Below are 18812 nucleotides of genomic sequence, written 5' to 3' on the forward strand. Positions count from 1 at the left end.
TATGTGCCATGCCCTTTAAATCATGGCAACTTACAGGCGTTTGCCCTACTTTATGCGGCACTTAAGCCGGATGTTTTTTACTTTTCAAGATTACTATTTTATTTTTGCAACAGTAATTAAACGAACTTCTTCACGTTCTTCACTGGTTAAACCTTCTGTTCGCTCTTTTGCCATCAGAGATTCGAACCTTTCATCAAGTGCGGTAATCAATAAATGCTCCAAGGCATCCTTGAACATTTTTTCCGCTATCTCTTCTATCTCTATATCGTTCCAAGTTGCCAGTTTTTCAAGTTGTTTAACAAATTTATTATTACGATAGCATTCCAGTAATTGACCAGTAGTTATGCCAGGATGAGATTGACAAAGCTCAACTAACTCTAAAAACAGCATTAATCCTGGTAACTGTGAGTGCTTAATGCCATCAAGAGTAGGAATTAAGTTCACAAAATTTGGATTCTGGACCAATAATGCGATCAATATTCGCATGGTTGTTGGTTTAATTTTTGGTGCCTGATAATTTATTTTTTCAGCCGATCCTTTTTCAATCATGGCAAGAATACGCGAAGTATCAGGAATACCAATAAAACTACCCAATTCTTGTGCTAAATATAACTGTAAAGTGTCACCAGGCACTTTTTTAATTAAAGGCATAGCAAGACGATTGAATTTTGCTTTACCTTCATGACTAGCTAAATCAACTTGTGCAACCAATGTATCAAACAAAAATGTAGACAAAGAGTGTGACTTATCCATTCGTTGTTCAAAATTTGCTTTACCTTCTTTGCGTATTAGCGAATCAGGATCCTCACCATCAGGTAAAAACATAAATTGTAACTGGCGGCCATCACTCAAATAGGGAAGCGCTGTGTCAAGCGTTCGCCATGCGGCTTCGCGACCTGCTTTATCCCCATCATAACAACAAATAACCGTATCCGTTGTTCGGAAAAGTAACTGGATATGCTCTGCCGTTGTTGATGTACCTAATGATGCTACGGCATAATTAATACCGAATTGCGCCAGAGCAACAACATCCATATAACCTTCGACAACTAATAGTTTAGAAAGTGCCGGATTATTTTGGCTTGCTTCATATAGTCCATATAATTGGCGGCCTTTATGAAAAATCTCAGTTTCTGGTGAATTGAGATATTTTGGTAATGTATCATCTAAAACACGACCACCAAACGCCACAACACGTCCTCTACGATCTCGGATCGGAAACATTATGCGTTCCCGAAAGCGATCGTAGGTACGACCATTATTATTGGTAACTAACATACCGGCAGCATCTAGCTGTTTATGGCTCTCAACATGTTTAGCAAAATGCTTGAGTAGATTGTCCCAGCCGGCTGGTGCAAAACCGATAGAAAAACGATGAATTACTTCATCACTTAAGCCACGTTGTATTAAATATTGTTTTGCATTATGTGAGTCTAATTTATTCAATGAATGTTGATAAAATTGATTAATATCATTCATTAATTGATAAAGATTTTGCCGCTGATGCCGCTCTATTTGATTTGAACTGTTACCCGTTTCATATGGAATTTCCAGCCCATGCAGGGTAGCAAGTTCTTCAATTGTTTCGACAAAATCAAGCTTGTCATAATTCATCAGAAAATCAATGGCATTACCATGGGCACCACAGCCAAAACAGTGATAAAATTGTTTATCGCCATTAACAGTAAATGAAGGCGTTTTTTCATTATGAAATGGACAACACGCGTGATGGTTTTTGCCTTGCTTTTTTAGCGGCACTTTAGTATCAATAAGATCAACGATATCGGTTCTAGCCAATAAGTCATTGATAAATGTACGCGGAATTCGTCCAGCCATAAACTCTTCATTGATGAAAGATAACAAGCCGTGCTTCTTATTAGGAAGCACGGCCTTTTTGTAATCACTTAATCACTGCTGTCGAATTGTTACGGTTGCTGAACCGTAACAATTAGTACAAACGAGTACGACGTGCGTTCTCGCGAGCCAATTTTTTAGCGTGCCGCTTTACTGCTGATGCTTTTTCACGTTTACGTACAGTCGTTGGTTTCTCATAGAACTCACGACGGCGCACTTCAGCTAATATCCCTGCTTTTTCGCAAGAACGCTTAAAACGACGCAGTGCTACGTCAAATGGCTCGTTTTCACGTACTTTAATTACCGGCATGTGCCTTTCACCTCAAAAAAATCGGTTTTTGCTAGCAATATCATAGCCAGCTCTCTTCAAAATGGTGCGGAATTTTACTTCAATGTGTAGGGCTTTGTAAAGTGCTGTATAAAAACGAAACGCACAAAATCAGCCAATTAATTATTTTTAATGAAAAAATAGTTGGCATAGTTTAGCTGATAATGGATAAGCCATACAAATTATTTATGTTAATTATAACTGATTTAATCCAGATAGACAGTTATTTATTTGCTGAGAAGTTGCACCTTTTTTACATAAATAGTGATAAACTTGCGTTATTAGCGAAGGTGGTGAGTAATATATGCGTGTTTTAGGTATAGAGACATCTTGCGATGAAACTGGTATCGCGATTTATGATGATCAAATAGGTTTGTTAGCCAATCAATTATATAGCCAGGTAAAATTGCATGCCGATTATGGCGGCGTGGTGCCTGAATTAGCTTCTCGCGATCATATTCGTAAAACAATTCCTTTAATTAAAGTGGCACTACAACAAGCGGGTTTAACCGGCAGTGATATTGATGCCGTTGCTTATACCGCAGGTCCAGGTTTGATCGGCGCTTTATTGGTGGGAGCAACAATTGGGCGTTCATTAGCGTTTGCCTGGCGAGTGCCGGCTATCGCGATTCATCACATGGAGGGGCATTTACTGGCGCCCATGCTGGAAGAAAACCGCCCTGAATTCCCTTTTGTGGCATTATTGGTTTCCGGTGGGCATACCCAGTTAATTAATGTCATAGCAATTGGTCAATATCAGCTATTAGGCGAGTCAATTGATGATGCTGCGGGTGAAGCTTTTGATAAAACAGCAAAATTATTAGGTTTGGATTATCCAGGCGGGCCGGCATTGTCATTGATGGCCCAACGAGGACAGGTTGGTCGTTTTGTATTTCCTCGTCCGATGACAGATCGCCCTGGACTAGATTTTAGTTTTTCAGGTTTAAAAACGTTTGCTGCCAATACCATTCGTAATAATAATATGGATCAACAAACCGCTGCGGATATTGCTCGGGCATTTGAGGATGCTGTGGTGGATACATTAGTCATCAAATGTAAACGTGCTTTAGAGCAAACGGGGGCTAAGCGGTTGGTTATGGCCGGTGGTGTAAGTGCAAATCGCACCTTACGGGCGAAAATGGCAGAATCGATAACAAAAATTGGCGGACAGGTTTTTTATGCTCGACCAGAATTTTGTACCGATAATGGTGCAATGATAGCACTAGCTGGCATGATCCGTTTAAAAAGTGGCGTCAGTGACAGTCTGGATATCACTGTTAAAGCGCGTTGGCCATTGGCAGATTTGTCACCGTTAACATTTACATCGCTACATAAATCAACTTAAAGCATAAAAATTAATAGAATGCTCAATCATTTTTTTCTTGCTTTTTAGAGGCTTGAATAATTTCTTTATCAGTTTTTTCGCTTTTTTTCTTTATTTTTTGCCATATACGGCTCTCTTGCCCCCGCCATAGACGCTGAATGTTATCATGATGACGAAAGAGGATTAAACATGAAAGCATTGCCACCGGGAAGGTGAATTCCGGCTTGAACCACCAAACATAGAAGGGCGCTAATAGAGCAGTGACAATAGCGCCTAATGATGAATATCCGCTGAGTAGAACAGTAAGCAGCCAGGTACCCGCGATAACACCAGATAAACCCCAGCCAATGGCGACAATAGAACCAAAAGCAGTAGCAACCCCTTTTCCGCCTTTAAAATGAAAGAAAATAGGGTAAATATGGCCTAAACAAGCGGCAATGGCGATAATTCCAAGATAAAAGGGAGGGACATTTAAATAATAGGCTAACCATACTGGGATCATTCCTTTTAGAATGTCGCAAATGAGCACAGCTACAGCAGCTGCTTTACCACCGATTCGTAATACGTTTGTTGCTCCAGGATTCTCGGAACCATGGTGTCGAGGATCAGGAAGACCTATCAATCGGCAGATCAAGACCGCGCTCGAGATTGAACCACAGAGGTAGGCGAAGATAATCATGCCAAGTGCGATTGCACTCATATCACTACTCCAAATAATCAAGACCTTTTTTAACTTAAGGTATTAATAATACTTGTATTTTATCGAAATATTATTTGCATACCGAATTTTCAAGTTCATGGTAATATCAGAACATTAATAAAATATACAGTATAGTTGTTAGTAAAACTAACAAATATCTATCCTAGGTTTATTTTTTAAGTTGTGGTGAATTATTTATTCAACCTTTTGGTTTTTTGGCAATATTTAGCAGCATAATAATTTTTATTCTCCTATTATTAACGCAAATTTTACTAAAATGTGTGATCATAGAGTCATTTTCCCAATGATAAAAGATAAGTCTGTGGATAGTATCCATTGGGATAGATTAAAACATGAGAGAAGGGTAAATGGATATTATATTTATTGAGCAGTTATCAGTATTCACAACCATTGGTGCTTATGATTGGGAACAAACTATTCAACAAAAACTGTTACTCGATATCGAAATGGGATGGGATAATCAGCGGGCAGCTAAAAGTGATCAAGTCGAATATTGTTTAGATTATGCTCAGGTTAGCCAAGTGGTAATTAACCATATAGAGACACAAAAATTTGCCTTGATAGAACGGGTTGCGCAGGAGGTTGCTGATATTATTTTAAATCAATTCAATAGCTGTTGGGTACGCGTTAAAGTCTATAAACCTGGTGCGGTGGCGCGGGCTAAACAGGTTGGTGTGATTATAGAGCGAACAAAATCGGCTTAGGCTAACTTAAATAGGTAAAATGGTTTGTTGCAGCCGCCAATCAGTTAATGCCTGAATACGCTGCTGGGTGAGCGCATCCCTGATCGCGATACCTTTAATACCCTGTTCAATCAGATTTTTACTGGATACTTGTTGTACTGTTTTAAATGCTTCAATAACAAATTTAGCTTGTGGATAAGTAATATGCTCTTGTCCCATCCAGCCGCGGGCATCGGCTTCACAAGCAATAATCAGTTGATTGACGCGATCTGGTTTCCGCCAACTATCTAATTGATTGAAGAGGTTAATCATACTTTCAGGTGGTAACTGGTTAATTTGGTGGATTTGCTGATGAAAACGGGCAACTAATTTAGCTAACTCTTTCATTCTATTAGGAATACGTAACCGGTTACACATAGCCTCAATCAAGGGAATAGCCTTGATGGCATGATCCCCATGATCAGGCCATTGTTCGGGCGGGGTCAATGCCTTACCAAAGTCATGGCAGAGTACAGCGAAGCGAATTTCGATATTGTCAGTTAATGATGCTGCCATTTTTAAGGTTAACAGGGTATGTATTCCGGTATCCATTTCAGCATGTGATTCTGCTGCGCTGGATATGCCAAATAATTGATTAATTTCAGGAAAAAGAGTAGCTAGTGCACCACAATCACGTAAGACATGAAAATAAGTTTCTGGCGCAGATGATTGTAATGCTTTCTCTGTTTCGCTCCACACTCTTTCTGCACTAATTGTACTAATTTCATGATTAGAAACCATTTTTTTCATCAAAGACTGTGTTTCATTGGCAATAGTAAATTTTTGCTTAGCCAGTCGAGCAGCAAAACGCGCCACTCTAAGTATCCGTAAAGGATCTTCGGCAAAAGCTGCGGAAACATGGCGTAATAAACGGTTTTTTATGTCTTGTTCACCCTGGAAAGGATCAATCAGTTGGCCATCTTCAGTTTGGGCGATGGCGTTGATAGTCAGATCTCGACGTAACAAATCCTCTTCTATCGTGACATCAGGTGCGGCATAGCAAGAAAAGCCGGTATAGCCTACACCCGTTTTGCGTTCTGTACGGGCAAGGGCATATTCTTCACGTGTTTTGGGATGGAGAAAAACGGGAAAATCCTTACCAACTTGCTGGAAACCTAATTTGATTAAATCATCTGGGGTAGCGCCGACCACGACCCAGTCACGATCTGAGACTGGCAATCCTAATAGCTGATCTCTTACCGCGCCACCAACAAGATAAATCTGCATGCTATTTTCTTCAATTCATCCAGCGATCATTGCGTTTTTTACGTCGAGGAATAATATGAGGTAACAACAAACCAAAAATTAAACCAGCACCGGCAACCCCACCGCCATACATAAACCACTGCAAAATGAGTTCACGGCGATTATCATCAAGATTAATTTGCGCAATTTCTAATTTTTTTCCTGAGCGAATTAATTCATTTTTTAGTTTTTCGTTTTCTGCAGTTAGGTTAGCAATAATTTGATCACTGGCGGCAACTTTGCTTTGCATTTCACTGGTTTGATTATTCCAGTTACTATCAATGTTAGTTAATTTTTCACGTAATTCTTGATTTTCCTTTTCGAGCATGGGAATACGTGCTTTTACACTGGGTGTTTGGCTGAGTTGATTTTTTGGTAACCAGGCGACTCGTCCTTTATAATCGCGAATTTGAGCATAACCGGTTTCTTGATCAGTGCTTAATAATTGAACTTGATCACCGCTTTTTAGGCTACCAATAATACGATAATCGGTTCCAGGCCCTCGGTGGATAAAGGTGGGGAGTTCATCAGAAACATAAAGCGTTTCTTCTGCTTGCGTCGTCATTGAGAGGTTAAATCCTATCAATGCTAGGATAAATAAAAGAAATTTTCTCATTGTATTCAACTATCTTCAAACTGTGAAAAAAAGTACTATTAGCTGATACTAATGCGTTAAATGTATTGATGCAAATCTAAAAAAGTAAAATAATGATTCTTTTAATTGATTTGCCATTATTAATAATATTTCATTTTTTATTATTTTCAGCTAAGAATGCTGGTATAAAATCCTATTTTTGGTTGTTTTCCCTTAATTAAATCTTAATTTTTAAACTGCGAGCAGATAATATTAGTTATAATGTGATTTAAGTATAAGTCTGGAAAGTATAGATAAACTAGAATTTTTTATCCTTGGGAAGACACAGTATCCGACAATTTGGATTAAATTAAATAATATTGAGAGCATATTTCTTCTGTAGGATTGAAAAGTCAATGATATGTCAATTTAGCCGCTATTTTATTGTTGGACTTGTAAACACGTTGTTGCATTGGGGAGTATTCGTATCACTTGTCTATATAGTAAGCATTTCACAGGCCTCAGCTAATCTCGTTTCATTTATCATTGCTGTAACATTTTCATTTTTTGCTAATGCAAAATTTACTTTTAGGAAAAAGGCTACAGTCGTTAGATATTTTACATTTGTTATATTTATGGGGATGTTAAGCTATTATATTGGCTATATGGCAGATAAATTTAATGCACATCCTCTTGTAACACTTATCGTATTTTCAATAATTAGTCTTGTCGTTGGATTTCTGTACTCAAAATTATTTGTTTTTAAAGGCATCGAATAATGAAAATATCATTGATTGTTCCGGTTTTTAATGAAGAAAAAGCGATTCCTATTTTCTATAAAACCGTTAGGGAAAATAAAGATCTTAAAAAGTATCATATTGAAATTATTTTCATTAATGACGGCAGTAAAGATACAACCGAGAATATTATCAACGCTCTGGCAGTGACTGATAATCTCATTATTCCATTAAGTTTTACTCGAAATTTTGGTAAGGAAGCCGCTTTATTTGCTGGCTTAGAGCATGCTACAGGTGATGCTATTATTCCGATCGATGTTGATTTGCAAGATCCCATAGAAGTTGTGCCTAAATTAATTGAAAAATGGCAAGAAGGTTTCGATGTTGTATTAGCTAAAAGGGTTGATCGTAGTAGTGATTATATTTTAAAACGTAAATCAGCAGAGTGGTTTTATAAATTACATAACGTTATTAGTAAACCCAAAATTGAGCAAAACGTTGGTGATTTTCGATTAATGTCTCGAGAGATAGTGGAAAGTATCAAACTATTACCTGAACGAAATCTTTTCATGAAGGGTATCTTTTCTTGGGTGGGTGGTAAAACCGCAATTGTAGAATATAATCGTACAAACCGTTCAGCTGGCAGTACAAAATTTAATGGTTGGCAGTTATGGAACCTTGCTTTGGAAGGTATTACCAGCTTCTCTACCGCACCATTACGAATTTGGACATATGCTGGTTTTTTTATAGCTAGTATCGCTTTTTGTTATGGTATATATATGATGATCGATAAAATATTTTTTAATAATCCGGTTCCTGGCTATCCATCGTTACTCGTATCGATTCTATTTTTAGGTGGAGTTCAACTAATTGGTATTGGTGTGTTAGGTGAATATATAGGACGTATTTATATTGAAGTTAAACAAAGACCCAAATTTATTTTAAGACGTTCTAAATTTAAATAGAGTTAATAGTATGAAAAATAAAAAATATTTTTTTTTAAATGCATTTATTATTTATGTCATTATTTTGATCCCTTCATTACATACTCCTATGCAATCAGATGATTATTCATATTTTATAAAAGGAATATCATTTGACAAAACGCTTGCTCACTATATGAGTTGGAGTGGTAGATTAGTAACAGATTTTACATCATCTTTTTTATTAAATTATTTACCATATACATTATATGAAATGGTTAATGCATTTGTATTTTTACTAATGTGTATTGCGGTTTCGTTAATTCCTCTATTAATTGCAAACTCAAATAAAGGTGAGAAAAAATGTTACTATCCCTCATCTATTATTCTATGGTTAGTCTTTATGGCTTATTGGATTGCTAATCCACAACTGGGTCATACAAGCTTTTGGATAGTAGGTTCGGCAAATTATCTATGGACAAGTATGTGGGCCAGCCTATACATCTGTTATTTACTCTATTTAGCTAATGTAAAAAATGTAGTAAATAAATTTCACTATATTGGCCTGTTTATTTTAGGTTTTTTAGCCGGTTGCTCTAATGAAAATACAAGTGTCAGTGTGGTATTGTTTACTATATTTGTTTTCTTTATAGAAAAAACGCGGAGAAAAACGACTGTTACCGGATTAGTAGCATCAATAATTGGTTCGGTAATTATGCTTGGCGCACCAGGGAATTATGTTAGGTTAAGCAATCCATTAAATGCATATTGGACTGAAGTGTCAACAATAAAACAATTAATATGGCATGTTGTTGGCCGTATGCCTGAAGCTATAGCAGTTTATTTACATATTTATTTACTATTAATCGCGGTTAGTTTATTTTTACTATGGCAAGCTGATAAAGTAAAAATAAATAAAAAAGCTCTAGGTTACGCTTCATTATTTATCATTTTAAGCATCTTTGCTAATCTTGTTTTGACAAAATCGCCAGGTATAGGAGGAAGAGGTTTAAATACAGGGCTATTTTTTTTACTCCCTTCTGTAGCTATTCTTGTTTTTGAATTATATAAATTACCTGTTAAATCAAAAATATTTGCTAAATCAGCATTGTTATGCTACTGCGCACTTTTTTTTATCCCATCATATTTGCTATTTACCTTCATGATGATGCAAGCAAACATACAGCATGAAATACAGGAAGATATTATTTTAAAAGGTAAAAAACAACGAACTGAAAATATTAGCATACCTAACTACTTTATTACCCGTCTTCTGAAAAAGAGTGATGTATTTGATCTTTATAAATCTCATTATATGCCTTTATTTTATGGCGTCAAAAAAATCACCTGGGATCCTTCATATTTCAATTATGCAATTCTAAAAACAGTCACTCCTACTATCATAAATAAGAATTTAACAGGAGATTTGAATTTAATCGCTGTTTATAGTTATAAGAGTATCGAACAAAAAAATAGAATGACTTTTGAATTTAATAAATCTATAAGTTCTTATGCACAAAATGGAGATGATACCCTTTTTATCCGTTTGGTTGATAAAAATAATAATTTTATTAATCAAGAGATTCCACTATATAAGGAAAGTAGAATTGATGATAAATATTATTTTGATATTGATACAAAAGGATTGAACTTAAACAATATCAAATTAATTAGCTTTGGTTTTTATAATTCTAAAGCGAAACAACATTCGCAACGGTTTGAGCTAGCGTTACCTTAATAGGTACAAGCAAATCAAAGTTTTCTATAGTCGATGATTAAACTGTTTGAATTGGTTAGTTTTTAAGAAATTGGCAGTGTTTTTAGTGCTAGTATTGAGTAAGATGGATTGATGTGATAAAGCATAGGTTTTATCACGTTATCAAAATTTTTTGATACTAAATTTTTTCATTTGCCTGCCACATTCTGCCTGTTTTTTGAGCTGTGCATTGATCTTTCATTACTAAGGTTATGATGGGTGGCTTTTAATGCAGAAATCTTTTTTAACAACAATATATCTATCTTTTACCCAATGGCTTACAGCGTTAACACTACCCTAATGAAAGGCATTTTATGAAATTGCTGCCATTAATATTGGTTCAGCAGGCGCAATGGGTGGTAGATGATTTTCAGCGTCACGTGCCGGAGCTTTTACCGCTATCGCCCCAGGAAAAAACTTTTTTTGCTTTAAGCGATTTTGCCTATCAGCAGATCAAAAACCATCCTGCCTGGTGGGTGGCCATACGTCAACAGCCACCGCAAATAGGCGAATGGCAACATTATCATCAATGGTTAACCAAACAGCTGGCCAATATTGCTGGTGAGGAGGAGTTGCAGCGGATCCTAAGGCAGTTTCGTCATCAAATGCTAATTAGGATCGCCTGGTTACAACTATTCCATGATGATAGCAATAGTCAGTTGCAGATATTGCAGCATCTGAGTGAGCTAGCCGAAACGTTAATTATCGCTGCGAGAGATTGGCTGTATGAGGAGTGTTGTCAAAATTGGGGAACACCTTGTGATCCAGAGGGACAGCCACAACCACTGCTAATCCTTGCTATGGGCAAGTTAGGCGGTAGAGAGTTAAATTTTTCGTCCGATGTCGATTTGATTTTTGCCTTTCCTGAAAATGGGGTTACTCAAGGGGGACGCCGTCAGATGGAAAATAGCCAGTTTTTTACCCGACTAGGTCAAAAATTAATTAACTTATTGGCGCATAAAACGATAGATGGTTTTGTCTATCGGGTTGATATGCGCCTTCGTCCGTTTGGTGATAGTGGGCCATTAGTCTTTAGTTTTGCTGCTTTAGAAGATTATTATCAGGAACAGGGACGCGACTGGGAACGTTATGCGATGATCAAAATGCGCATTATCGGTGATGATAACTCAGTTTATCGCGATGGGTTAAAAAATATGTTGCGTCCCTTTGTTTTTCGACGCTATATCGATTTTGGTGTTATTCAATCGTTGCGTAATATGAAAAACATGATTGAGTGTGAAGTCCGTCGCCAGGGTTGGCAAGATAATATTAAATTAGGTGCCGGTGGTATCCGTGAAATAGAGTTTATTGGCCAAGTTTTCCAGTTAATTCGAGGTGGCCGTGAACCTAGCTTACGCTCGCCGGCTTTGTTACCCACATTAATCGCTATTGATGAGCTTTCATTGCTGACAACAGAACAGGTAACGCAATTAACGGATAATTATCTGTTTTTACGGCGAACAGAAAATATATTGCAATCTATTAATGATCAACAAACTCAGATGTTACCTGAGCAAGCTTTACAACAGGCGCGACTGGCATGGGCGATGGGGTTTGACGGTTGGCCGGCATTTTATCAGCAACTTATAGCTAGAATGCAAAGTGTCCACGCGATATTTGTGCAAATTATTGGTCGAAATGATGAGAAAAGCGATGATACTCTGTTAACATTTTTTGTTTATTTCTGGCAACAAATTAGTAGTGAAAGTGAACTGGAAACCCTATTATCTGAGTGTAAAGACGAGAAAAAACAAAATATTATTAAACAGTTATGGCCATTTCGCCAAGATTTAGCTAAGCGAACCATTGGTCCCCGTGGCCGCGAGGTACTTGATCAATTAATGCCAAAATTGATAGCTAAAACCTATCATAGAGATGATATTAATCGAATTTTGCAACGAATTATTCCCTTGCTTATCAGTATAGTTAGTAGGACAACTTATTTAGAATTAATTTTAGAATCTGAACAGGTATTAACGCATGTGATCCGTCTTTGTGCAGCATCACCAATGATTGCTGAGCAATTAGCTCGTCATCCATTATTACTAGATGAATTAATCGATCCCTTCTCACTTTACCAACCATTACCCGTTACCGCTTATCGCAATGAATTACGTCAATATTTATTGCGCATTGATGAAAATGATGATGAACAGCAGCTTGAAGCATTGCGGCAATTCAAACAAGCTCAGCTTTTACGCATTGCTGCTGAAGATATTGCTGGCGTGCTTCCGGTGATGAAAGTGAGTGATCATTTGACCTATTTGGCCGAAGCTATTATTGAAGTAGTGGTACAACTAGCGTGGAATAAATTAACTAAGCGTTATGGTAAACCTGCTCATCTATTTCAACAACCAATTAGTGTAACCGGTTTTGCTGTTGTAGGTTATGGTAAACTGGGTGGCTTTGAATTGGGTTATGGTTCTGATCTAGATTTAGTTTTTTTGTTTGATTGCCCATTAGGTGTTGTTACTGATGGGCAACGCCTCATTGAAGGCCACCAGTTTTATTTACGACTCGCTCAGCAAATTCTTCATCTTTTTAGTACGCGAACTTCTTCAGGTATCCTTTATCAGGTAGATGCTCGTTTGCGCCCATCGGGTGAATCTGGCATGTTGGTTAGTACGTTCCAATCATTCGAGGATTATCAGAAAACGCAAGCCTGGACTTGGGAACATCAAGCTTTGATCCGAGCACGAATAGTTTTTGCTGAACCGACATTAGAACAAGCATTTAACCGAATTCGACGAGAAGCTCTGCTGATACCAAGAGAAAAAACGATATTACGTCAGCAGATCGTTGAGATGCGACAAAAAATGTATCAGCATCAAGCTAACCGGCAGCAGGCATATTTTGATTTAAAAACTGATCCTGGCGGTATCATTGATATTGAATTTATTGCTCAATATCTAGTATTACGTTACTGCGCAGACAAGGTAGAATTACTGCGTTGGTCAGATAATGTGCGTATTTTTACCCTGTTAGCTGAATATGCTGTAATGTCTAGCGAGGAAGCTGAACAGCTAATTAAGATTTATACTGAAATGCGAGACACATTGCATCATTTGTCATTACAGGCGTTGCCCAGTAAAGTGTTAGTCTCTCAGTTTGAACAGCAACGTGAAAAAGTCCTGCTTAGTTGGCAAAAATGGTTTTATGCTAGTTAAGTTGAAATAGAATTGACTGGCCGTACTTTTTAGTATGATTGATAGAGCTGGGCTATGTTACTATTGGTAGCAATTTTGATTGCGGTAATTTATTTGTAATTGGAGTATGGATGAAAATCACTCTCCCTGATTTTAAACAGGCTAGTATTTTGGTGATCGGCGATGTTATGTTAGATCGCTATTGGTATGGATTAACTAACCGAATTTCGCCAGAAGCGCCCGTTCCGGTCGTTAAAGTGGAAATGAAAGAAGAACGACCTGGTGGTGCGGCTAACGTTGCTATGAATGTTGCTGCTTTAGGCGCTAATGTTCGTCTGGTAGGGCTGACAGGTATCGATGAAGCCGCTGAAGTATTAACCGAGAAACTCAATCAAGCTAATGTGTGTTGTGATTTTGTCACCTTATCAACGCATCCTACTATTACTAAGCTGAGAATTCTATCGCATAATCAACAACTTATTCGGCTTGATTTTGAAGAAGGCTTTGCTAGTGTCGATATAAATCCGCTATTAGATCGTATTCGGCAAGTTTTGCCACATGTTGGAGCACTGGTACTGTCTGATTATGGTAAAGGTGCGTTAGCGCAAATTTCGCAGATCATTGCATTAGCAAATGCTGCTCAAGTACCCGTACTTATTGATCCGAAAGGCAATGATTTTGAACGTTATCGCGGAGCGACTTTATTAACCCCCAATATGTCTGAATTTGAGGCGATTGTTGGTAAATGTGCTAGCAATGCTGAAATTGAGCAGAAAGGGATGAAGTTAATTAATTCCCTTGATCTTAAGGGATTACTGATCACTCGTTCTGAACGAGGGATGACATTGTTGCAACGTGAAAAACCGCCTTTACATTTACCGACTCAAGCGCAGGAAGTTTATGATGTTACCGGCGCCGGCGATACGGTTATTGGTGTTTTGGCTACGGCGTTGGCGGCACGACAGGATTTTCATCAAGCTTGTGTATTAGCTAATGCAGCGGCTGGAGTCGTGGTTGGAAAATTGGGTACTTCAACGGTGTCACCTATCGAGTTAGAAAATGCCATTCATGGTCGCGCTGATGATGGTTTTGGGGTGATGAATGAGCAGCAACTAAAGCGTGCGGTTGCTGCTGCTCGTAGCCGTGGCGAGAAGATCGTGATGACCAATGGTTGCTTTGATATTTTACATGCCGGGCATGTTATCTATTTGGCCAATGCGCGCAAGTTAGGCGATCGGTTGATTGTTGCTGTCAATAGTGATGCTTCAACTAAACGGCTAAAAGGTGATGAGCGTCCTATTAATCCATTAGCTCAACGTATGACTGTGTTAGGAGCGCTAGGTTCGGTAGATTGGGTGGTCCCATTTGAAGAGGATACGCCTCAACGCCTGATCAGTGAAATCTTACCTGATGTATTAGTTAAAGGTGGTGATTATAAGCCGGAAGATATTGCCGGTAGCCAAGAGGTCTGGGCGGCAGGTGGCGAAGTTAAAGTGCTTAATTTTGAACAAGGGCTGTCTACAACAAATATCATTAATACAATTATGAAAAATGATTAATATTTTGGCGTAAAAAATAGCAATGCCACGATAGTAGTATCGTGGCATTTTGTTATTCATTTTTGTTTTCGTTAGCTAACGGTTTTTTTTCTAATTGTTCGATGCGTTTTTCCATTTCGATCATTTTTTCACGGGTTCGCAGTAAAACTTGTGTTTGAATATCAAATTCTTCGCGTGAAACTAAATCGAGTTTTCCTAATTGGGACTGTAATGTTGCCCGTAGCTTTTTATCAAGATCTTCACCTAAGTCACGTATCCCTTGCGGTAAGGTATCTTTGATCTGGCGAACAACTTGTTCTATTTTTTTCGCGTCAAGCATTACTATATCCTTTCTGGTCACAAATTATAATTTATAGGTTATTTAATAGCAGATCTTAAAATAATCAGCTTACTTTGACAAAATTATTTTTAATAAATTTGGTACTAAAAATGGTGCTGAATTAGCGGAAATAACCACTTAATAGCAAGTTGGCTGATTATATAAATCAAAATGCTATCTGACTGATATATATTTTGTTATTGTTGATTGCTACAGAATTATATTCACGATATAGTTTAGCTGTTTATCTCAGGGCGGGGTGAAATTCCCCACCGGCGGTGATATTTATTCTGCTAATTGAATAATCAAGTCCGCGAGCGTTCCATTATAGCAATGTGCAATGGAAGTCAGCAGATCCAGTGAGATTCTGGAACCGACGGTTATAGTCCGGATGGGAGAGAATAACAATATCTGTAGTTTTGAGCTCTGCCAACTATGCGCAGCTTTTAAAGATACTAGTTTGATTTTTTTACTCCCAAGCTCGCCCTGGTTCTGGTAATTTAGTATTTATTGATGAGGTTTTACCATGAATCAGACGTCACTTTCCGCGTATGGCAATCCAATTGAACGTATAGAGCTTGCTCTTAAGGCATTACGTCAAGGTAAAGGTGTGATGGTACTTGACGACGAAGGCCGTGAAAACGAGGGTGATATTATTTTTGCCGCTGAAACGATGACAGTTGAACAGATGGCATTAACTATCCGCCATGGCAGTGGAATTGTTTGTCTTTGTATAACGGAAGAACGCCGTATGCAACTGGCATTACCAATGATGGTCGAAGAAAATTCTAGTCAGTTCCAAACCGCATTTACTATCACTATTGAGGCTGCCGAAGGGGTTACAACCGGTGTTTCGGCCAGTGATCGTTTAATGACTATTCGTAAAGCCATTGCCAATGATGCAAAACCGTCTGATCTTAATCGGCCAGGGCATGTTTTTCCGCTCAGAGCCCAAGAAGGAGGGGTATTGCAGCGTCGTGGTCATACTGAAGCGACCATTGATTTGGTGACTTTAGCAGGTTTTAAGCCAGCAGGCGTTTTATGTGAGTTGACAAATGACGATGGTACCATGGCTCGTATGCCAGAAGTGCTTATCTTTGCCAAGCAACATGATATGCCGGTAATAACGATTGAAGATCTGGTAACCTATCGTCAGCAATTTACTAAAAAGGCGGGTTAGTAGACTCAATCAGCCATTTTCCATAATTAAATTTTATTCTATATATTTTTTATAGTTAAACCAGTATTGTCATAGTGGAAAATGTCTATCGAATAACAATCACATTGCAAATGTATGGACATAGTGGAAATATAGGGCGATTGGTTAAACGAATAAATTGGCTTCCCCGAACTGAGGCGGCAGTGCTCAGATAAAAAATAGTTGCTAATTAATTTGTCCGTCTGACAATTTGATTTTTCAATCTGTCAGTTATAACAGTGATAACAGCAAGATAATGATTACCTTGTCATTATCTTGCACTTATGTTGCAACGATTAGTTTAGAATAATATGTGGGTAAAAACGGGATAGATCTTGGGTAATTAATTGCTTGTCTTCTCGAATACCAATTCCTGCTGGTTGATCATTTACCAGCCAACTACCGATTAATGTATAGTTATTTTCAAATTGTGGCAGGGGATAAAATTGTTGAATAATCATACCTTCTTCGCCATATGGGCCGTCTACTGAGGCAATTTCTCGTTCATTATCAATGATACGAATATTTGCCCCTTCGCGCGAAAAAATAGGTTTGATCACATAGCGATCTAGTTTTGGCGGATTAGCTGCTGCAAAATAGGCAGGTAAAAGATTGGGATGATTAGGAAACATTTCCCACAGCATAGGTAATAATGCCTTGTTAGAAATAATGCTTTTCCAGGCTGGTTCTAACCACCTTACTCCGGCATCGGCTAACTTAGTAGAAAAAATCTCTCTAAACATAAACTCCCAAGGATATAATTTAAACAGATTGCTAATAACTTGGTTATTAGGATCGGTAAATTGTCCTTTTTCACCTAAACCAATTTGATCAATATAGAGAAATTCGGTTGCAATATTGGCTTCGTGAGCACAGTCTTGAAGGTATTGGATGGTGCCGAGATCTTCGTCACTATCTTGGCAGCAGGCAAAATGTAACCAGTTAAAGCCAAATGATTGACGTAATTGCGCAAAGCGTTCAATAAGTTGTTCTTGTATGCTATTAAATTGATCAGCATTGGCCGGTAAATTGCCAGCATTGATCTGATCTTCTAACCAGATCCACTGAAAAAATGCGGTTTCATATAAAGATGTGGGTGTATCTGCATTATTTTCTAATAATTTTGCTGGTCTTTTACCGTCATAAGCTAAATCCAATCGGGAATAGAGTGAAGGTTGATTAGTTTTCCATGAGTGATTAACAAATTCCCAACAATGTTTAGGGATCTGAAATTTTAGCAATAATTCCTCGTTACTAACCACTTTTTCCACCACTTGCAGGCACATTTGATGTAATTCCGCAGTGGTTGCTTCAAGCTCTTCAACTTGTTGCATAGTAAATTGATAATAAGCATTTTCACACCAATAAGGTTCACCGTATAAGGTGTGAAAATGAAAACCAAATTCAGTTGCCTTTTCTTTCCAGTCAGGCCTTTCAGTGATGGGCATCCTTATCATCGCCATTAGCCTCCCATAGAACGCTGAGAAGACGAAGTGGTACTTTGACGCTGCATGTGAGCCTGTTGTTTAGCAACTGATTCGCCAAAACCACCGCGAGTGATAGTGGTCGTTGTTGCCGGTTTGGGGGCAAGAGCCGATGGTGGTACGGTCATTGTTCGACCTCCCGCTACCGCTGGCCCATAGTTTTTGCCGCTGGCATCAACGAATTTGCCATTGGCAGGACTAGCAGGATTGCTGGAGCTAAACAGAGGTTGCGCTGCAGGCGCTGGGGCAGTTGCACCACCGCCCATTAGACGTCCCATCATATAACCTGCCATTAATGGCATCCAGAAACTACCACTTTGTCCACTGGCTTGATTTTCTGTCAAACCAGCTTGAGCTGGAGTTTGTGTTGCAGTTTGAGTTTGCGATGCAGTTTGATTTTGTGTTGCAGTTTGCGTTGCGGTTTGGCTGGAAGCCTGAGTACATTTTTCTTCACCAAATTCAGCCACACAATCTTCACGTGTCGCATATTTAGGTGCAGTTTTCGCTGCTTCCTGCAATGCATTTTTATAAGCAAGCGAACATTGTTCACTTTGAGCGGGGTTTTTCTGGGCACAATCCTCCGCATTAGTATATAAAGAGACGCTTTCGTCGCTTTGTTCACAAGCGGACAACATAAATACCGTACTAATTGCTAAGGCAACAGGTGCTAAGCGGTAGGCGCGCCAGCTTTTACGAAAAGCATTTTGATTAATATTCTTCGTGCGCTTTATTTTCATCATCATTTACCTATCCTGAAGGTCGAAATAAAAATCGTGAAACAAGGATAGAATAGGGTAATTACGATGGAAATTAAAGCAAAAAGCTGGCACAAATATGGCTATCAATCGGATTATTTATTTTAAGTGGTAAAAATACAACTTTTCTAATTAATTTTCGCTACACTAAAAAACCCACAATATGT

General features: G+C 38.2%; 16 protein-coding genes and 1 riboswitch. Of the genes, 8 read left to right on the forward strand and 8 right to left on the reverse strand.

The window, feature by feature from the left end:
• Positions 1–93: 93 nt before the first annotated feature.
• Positions 94–1836 (reverse strand): DNA primase, encoded by a 1743-nt coding sequence (dnaG, locus tag QE177_RS02265; RefSeq protein WP_280552191.1) that lies wholly within the window; start codon positions 1834–1836, stop codon positions 94–96.
• Positions 1837–1948: 112 nt separating this feature from the next.
• Positions 1949–2164 carry a 30S ribosomal protein S21 gene (gene rpsU, locus QE177_RS02270; RefSeq protein ID WP_026821546.1) on the reverse strand — a complete coding sequence of 72 codons (216 nt, stop codon included), beginning with the start codon at positions 2162–2164 and terminating at the stop codon, positions 1949–1951.
• Positions 2165–2486: 322 nt separating this feature from the next.
• On the opposite strand from rpsU, the gene tsaD reads away from it, so the two are divergent.
• Entirely contained in the window at positions 2487–3527 is a 1041-nt protein-coding gene (tsaD, locus tag QE177_RS02275; protein ID WP_280551142.1) for a tRNA (adenosine(37)-N6)-threonylcarbamoyltransferase complex transferase subunit TsaD, read from the forward strand.
• 22 nt (positions 3528–3549) lie between these two features.
• On the opposite strand, the gene plsY is transcribed toward tsaD, so the two are convergent.
• Positions 3550–4206 carry a glycerol-3-phosphate 1-O-acyltransferase PlsY gene (gene plsY / locus QE177_RS02280; protein ID WP_280551143.1) on the reverse strand — a complete coding sequence of 219 codons (657 nt, stop codon included), beginning with the start codon at positions 4204–4206 and terminating at the stop codon, positions 3550–3552.
• A 368-nt stretch (positions 4207–4574) separates the two neighbouring features.
• Between plsY and folB the strand changes: the two genes are divergently transcribed.
• Positions 4575–4931 (forward strand): bifunctional dihydroneopterin aldolase/7,8-dihydroneopterin epimerase, encoded by a 357-nt coding sequence (gene folB / locus QE177_RS02285; RefSeq protein ID WP_280551144.1) that lies wholly within the window; start codon positions 4575–4577, stop codon positions 4929–4931.
• A gap of 6 nt (positions 4932–4937) precedes the next feature.
• Here the strand turns inward: folB and QE177_RS02290 are convergent, their stop codons facing one another.
• A complete protein-coding gene (locus QE177_RS02290) occupies positions 4938–6176 on the reverse strand; it encodes a multifunctional CCA addition/repair protein (RefSeq protein WP_280551145.1) in 1239 nt (412 codons plus the stop codon).
• Between the two features lie 10 nt (positions 6177–6186).
• Positions 6187–6810 (reverse strand): TIGR04211 family SH3 domain-containing protein, encoded by a 624-nt coding sequence (locus QE177_RS02295; protein WP_280551146.1) that lies wholly within the window; start codon positions 6808–6810, stop codon positions 6187–6189.
• Positions 6811–7184: 374 nt separating this feature from the next.
• Between QE177_RS02295 and QE177_RS02300 the strand changes: the two genes are divergently transcribed.
• From QE177_RS02300 to hldE, 5 genes are all read left to right on the forward strand, one after another.
• Positions 7185–7547 (forward strand): GtrA family protein, encoded by a 363-nt coding sequence (locus QE177_RS02300; RefSeq protein WP_280551147.1) that lies wholly within the window; start codon positions 7185–7187, stop codon positions 7545–7547.
• Positions 7547–8470 (forward strand): glycosyltransferase family 2 protein, encoded by a 924-nt coding sequence (locus QE177_RS02305; RefSeq protein WP_280551148.1) that lies wholly within the window; start codon positions 7547–7549, stop codon positions 8468–8470. The genes QE177_RS02300 and QE177_RS02305 overlap by 1 nt, the downstream gene beginning before the upstream one ends.
• A gap of 10 nt (positions 8471–8480) precedes the next feature.
• Entirely contained in the window at positions 8481–10166 is a 1686-nt protein-coding gene (locus QE177_RS02310) for a DUF6056 family protein (protein ID WP_280551149.1), read from the forward strand.
• A gap of 332 nt (positions 10167–10498) precedes the next feature.
• Positions 10499–13351: a bifunctional [glutamate--ammonia ligase]-adenylyl-L-tyrosine phosphorylase/[glutamate--ammonia-ligase] adenylyltransferase gene (glnE, locus tag QE177_RS02315; protein ID WP_280551150.1), complete on the forward strand. Its 2853-nt coding sequence runs from the start codon at positions 10499–10501 to the stop codon at positions 13349–13351.
• A gap of 110 nt (positions 13352–13461) precedes the next feature.
• Positions 13462–14889 (forward strand): bifunctional D-glycero-beta-D-manno-heptose-7-phosphate kinase/D-glycero-beta-D-manno-heptose 1-phosphate adenylyltransferase HldE, encoded by a 1428-nt coding sequence (hldE, locus tag QE177_RS02320; RefSeq protein ID WP_280551151.1) that lies wholly within the window; start codon positions 13462–13464, stop codon positions 14887–14889.
• Between the two features lie 52 nt (positions 14890–14941).
• Here the strand turns inward: hldE and QE177_RS02325 are convergent, their stop codons facing one another.
• Positions 14942–15208, reverse strand: coding sequence for an accessory factor UbiK family protein (locus QE177_RS02325; protein WP_280551152.1), 267 nt, complete (start codon positions 15206–15208; stop codon positions 14942–14944).
• 241 nt (positions 15209–15449) lie between these two features.
• Positions 15450–15615, forward strand: a riboswitch (FMN riboswitch).
• A gap of 119 nt (positions 15616–15734) precedes the next feature.
• Between QE177_RS02325 and ribB the strand changes: the two genes are divergently transcribed.
• Positions 15735–16388: a 3,4-dihydroxy-2-butanone-4-phosphate synthase gene (gene ribB, locus QE177_RS02330; protein WP_280551153.1), complete on the forward strand. Its 654-nt coding sequence runs from the start codon at positions 15735–15737 to the stop codon at positions 16386–16388.
• Between the two features lie 314 nt (positions 16389–16702).
• Here the strand turns inward: ribB and QE177_RS02335 are convergent, their stop codons facing one another.
• Both QE177_RS02335 and QE177_RS02340 read right to left on the reverse strand, forming a co-directional pair.
• Entirely contained in the window at positions 16703–17863 is a 1161-nt protein-coding gene (locus tag QE177_RS02335; RefSeq protein WP_280551154.1) for a glutathionylspermidine synthase family protein, read from the reverse strand.
• A 5-nt stretch (positions 17864–17868) separates the two neighbouring features.
• The gene (locus QE177_RS02340) at positions 17869–18627 is read right to left on the reverse strand and encodes a DUF1190 domain-containing protein (RefSeq protein WP_280552192.1); all 759 of its coding nucleotides are present in this window, start codon (positions 18625–18627) and stop codon (positions 17869–17871) included.
• Positions 18628–18812 lie beyond the last annotated feature (185 nt).

The organism is Arsenophonus sp. aPb, assembly GCF_029873475.1.
Lineage (GTDB): Bacteria > Pseudomonadota > Gammaproteobacteria > Enterobacterales > Enterobacteriaceae > Arsenophonus.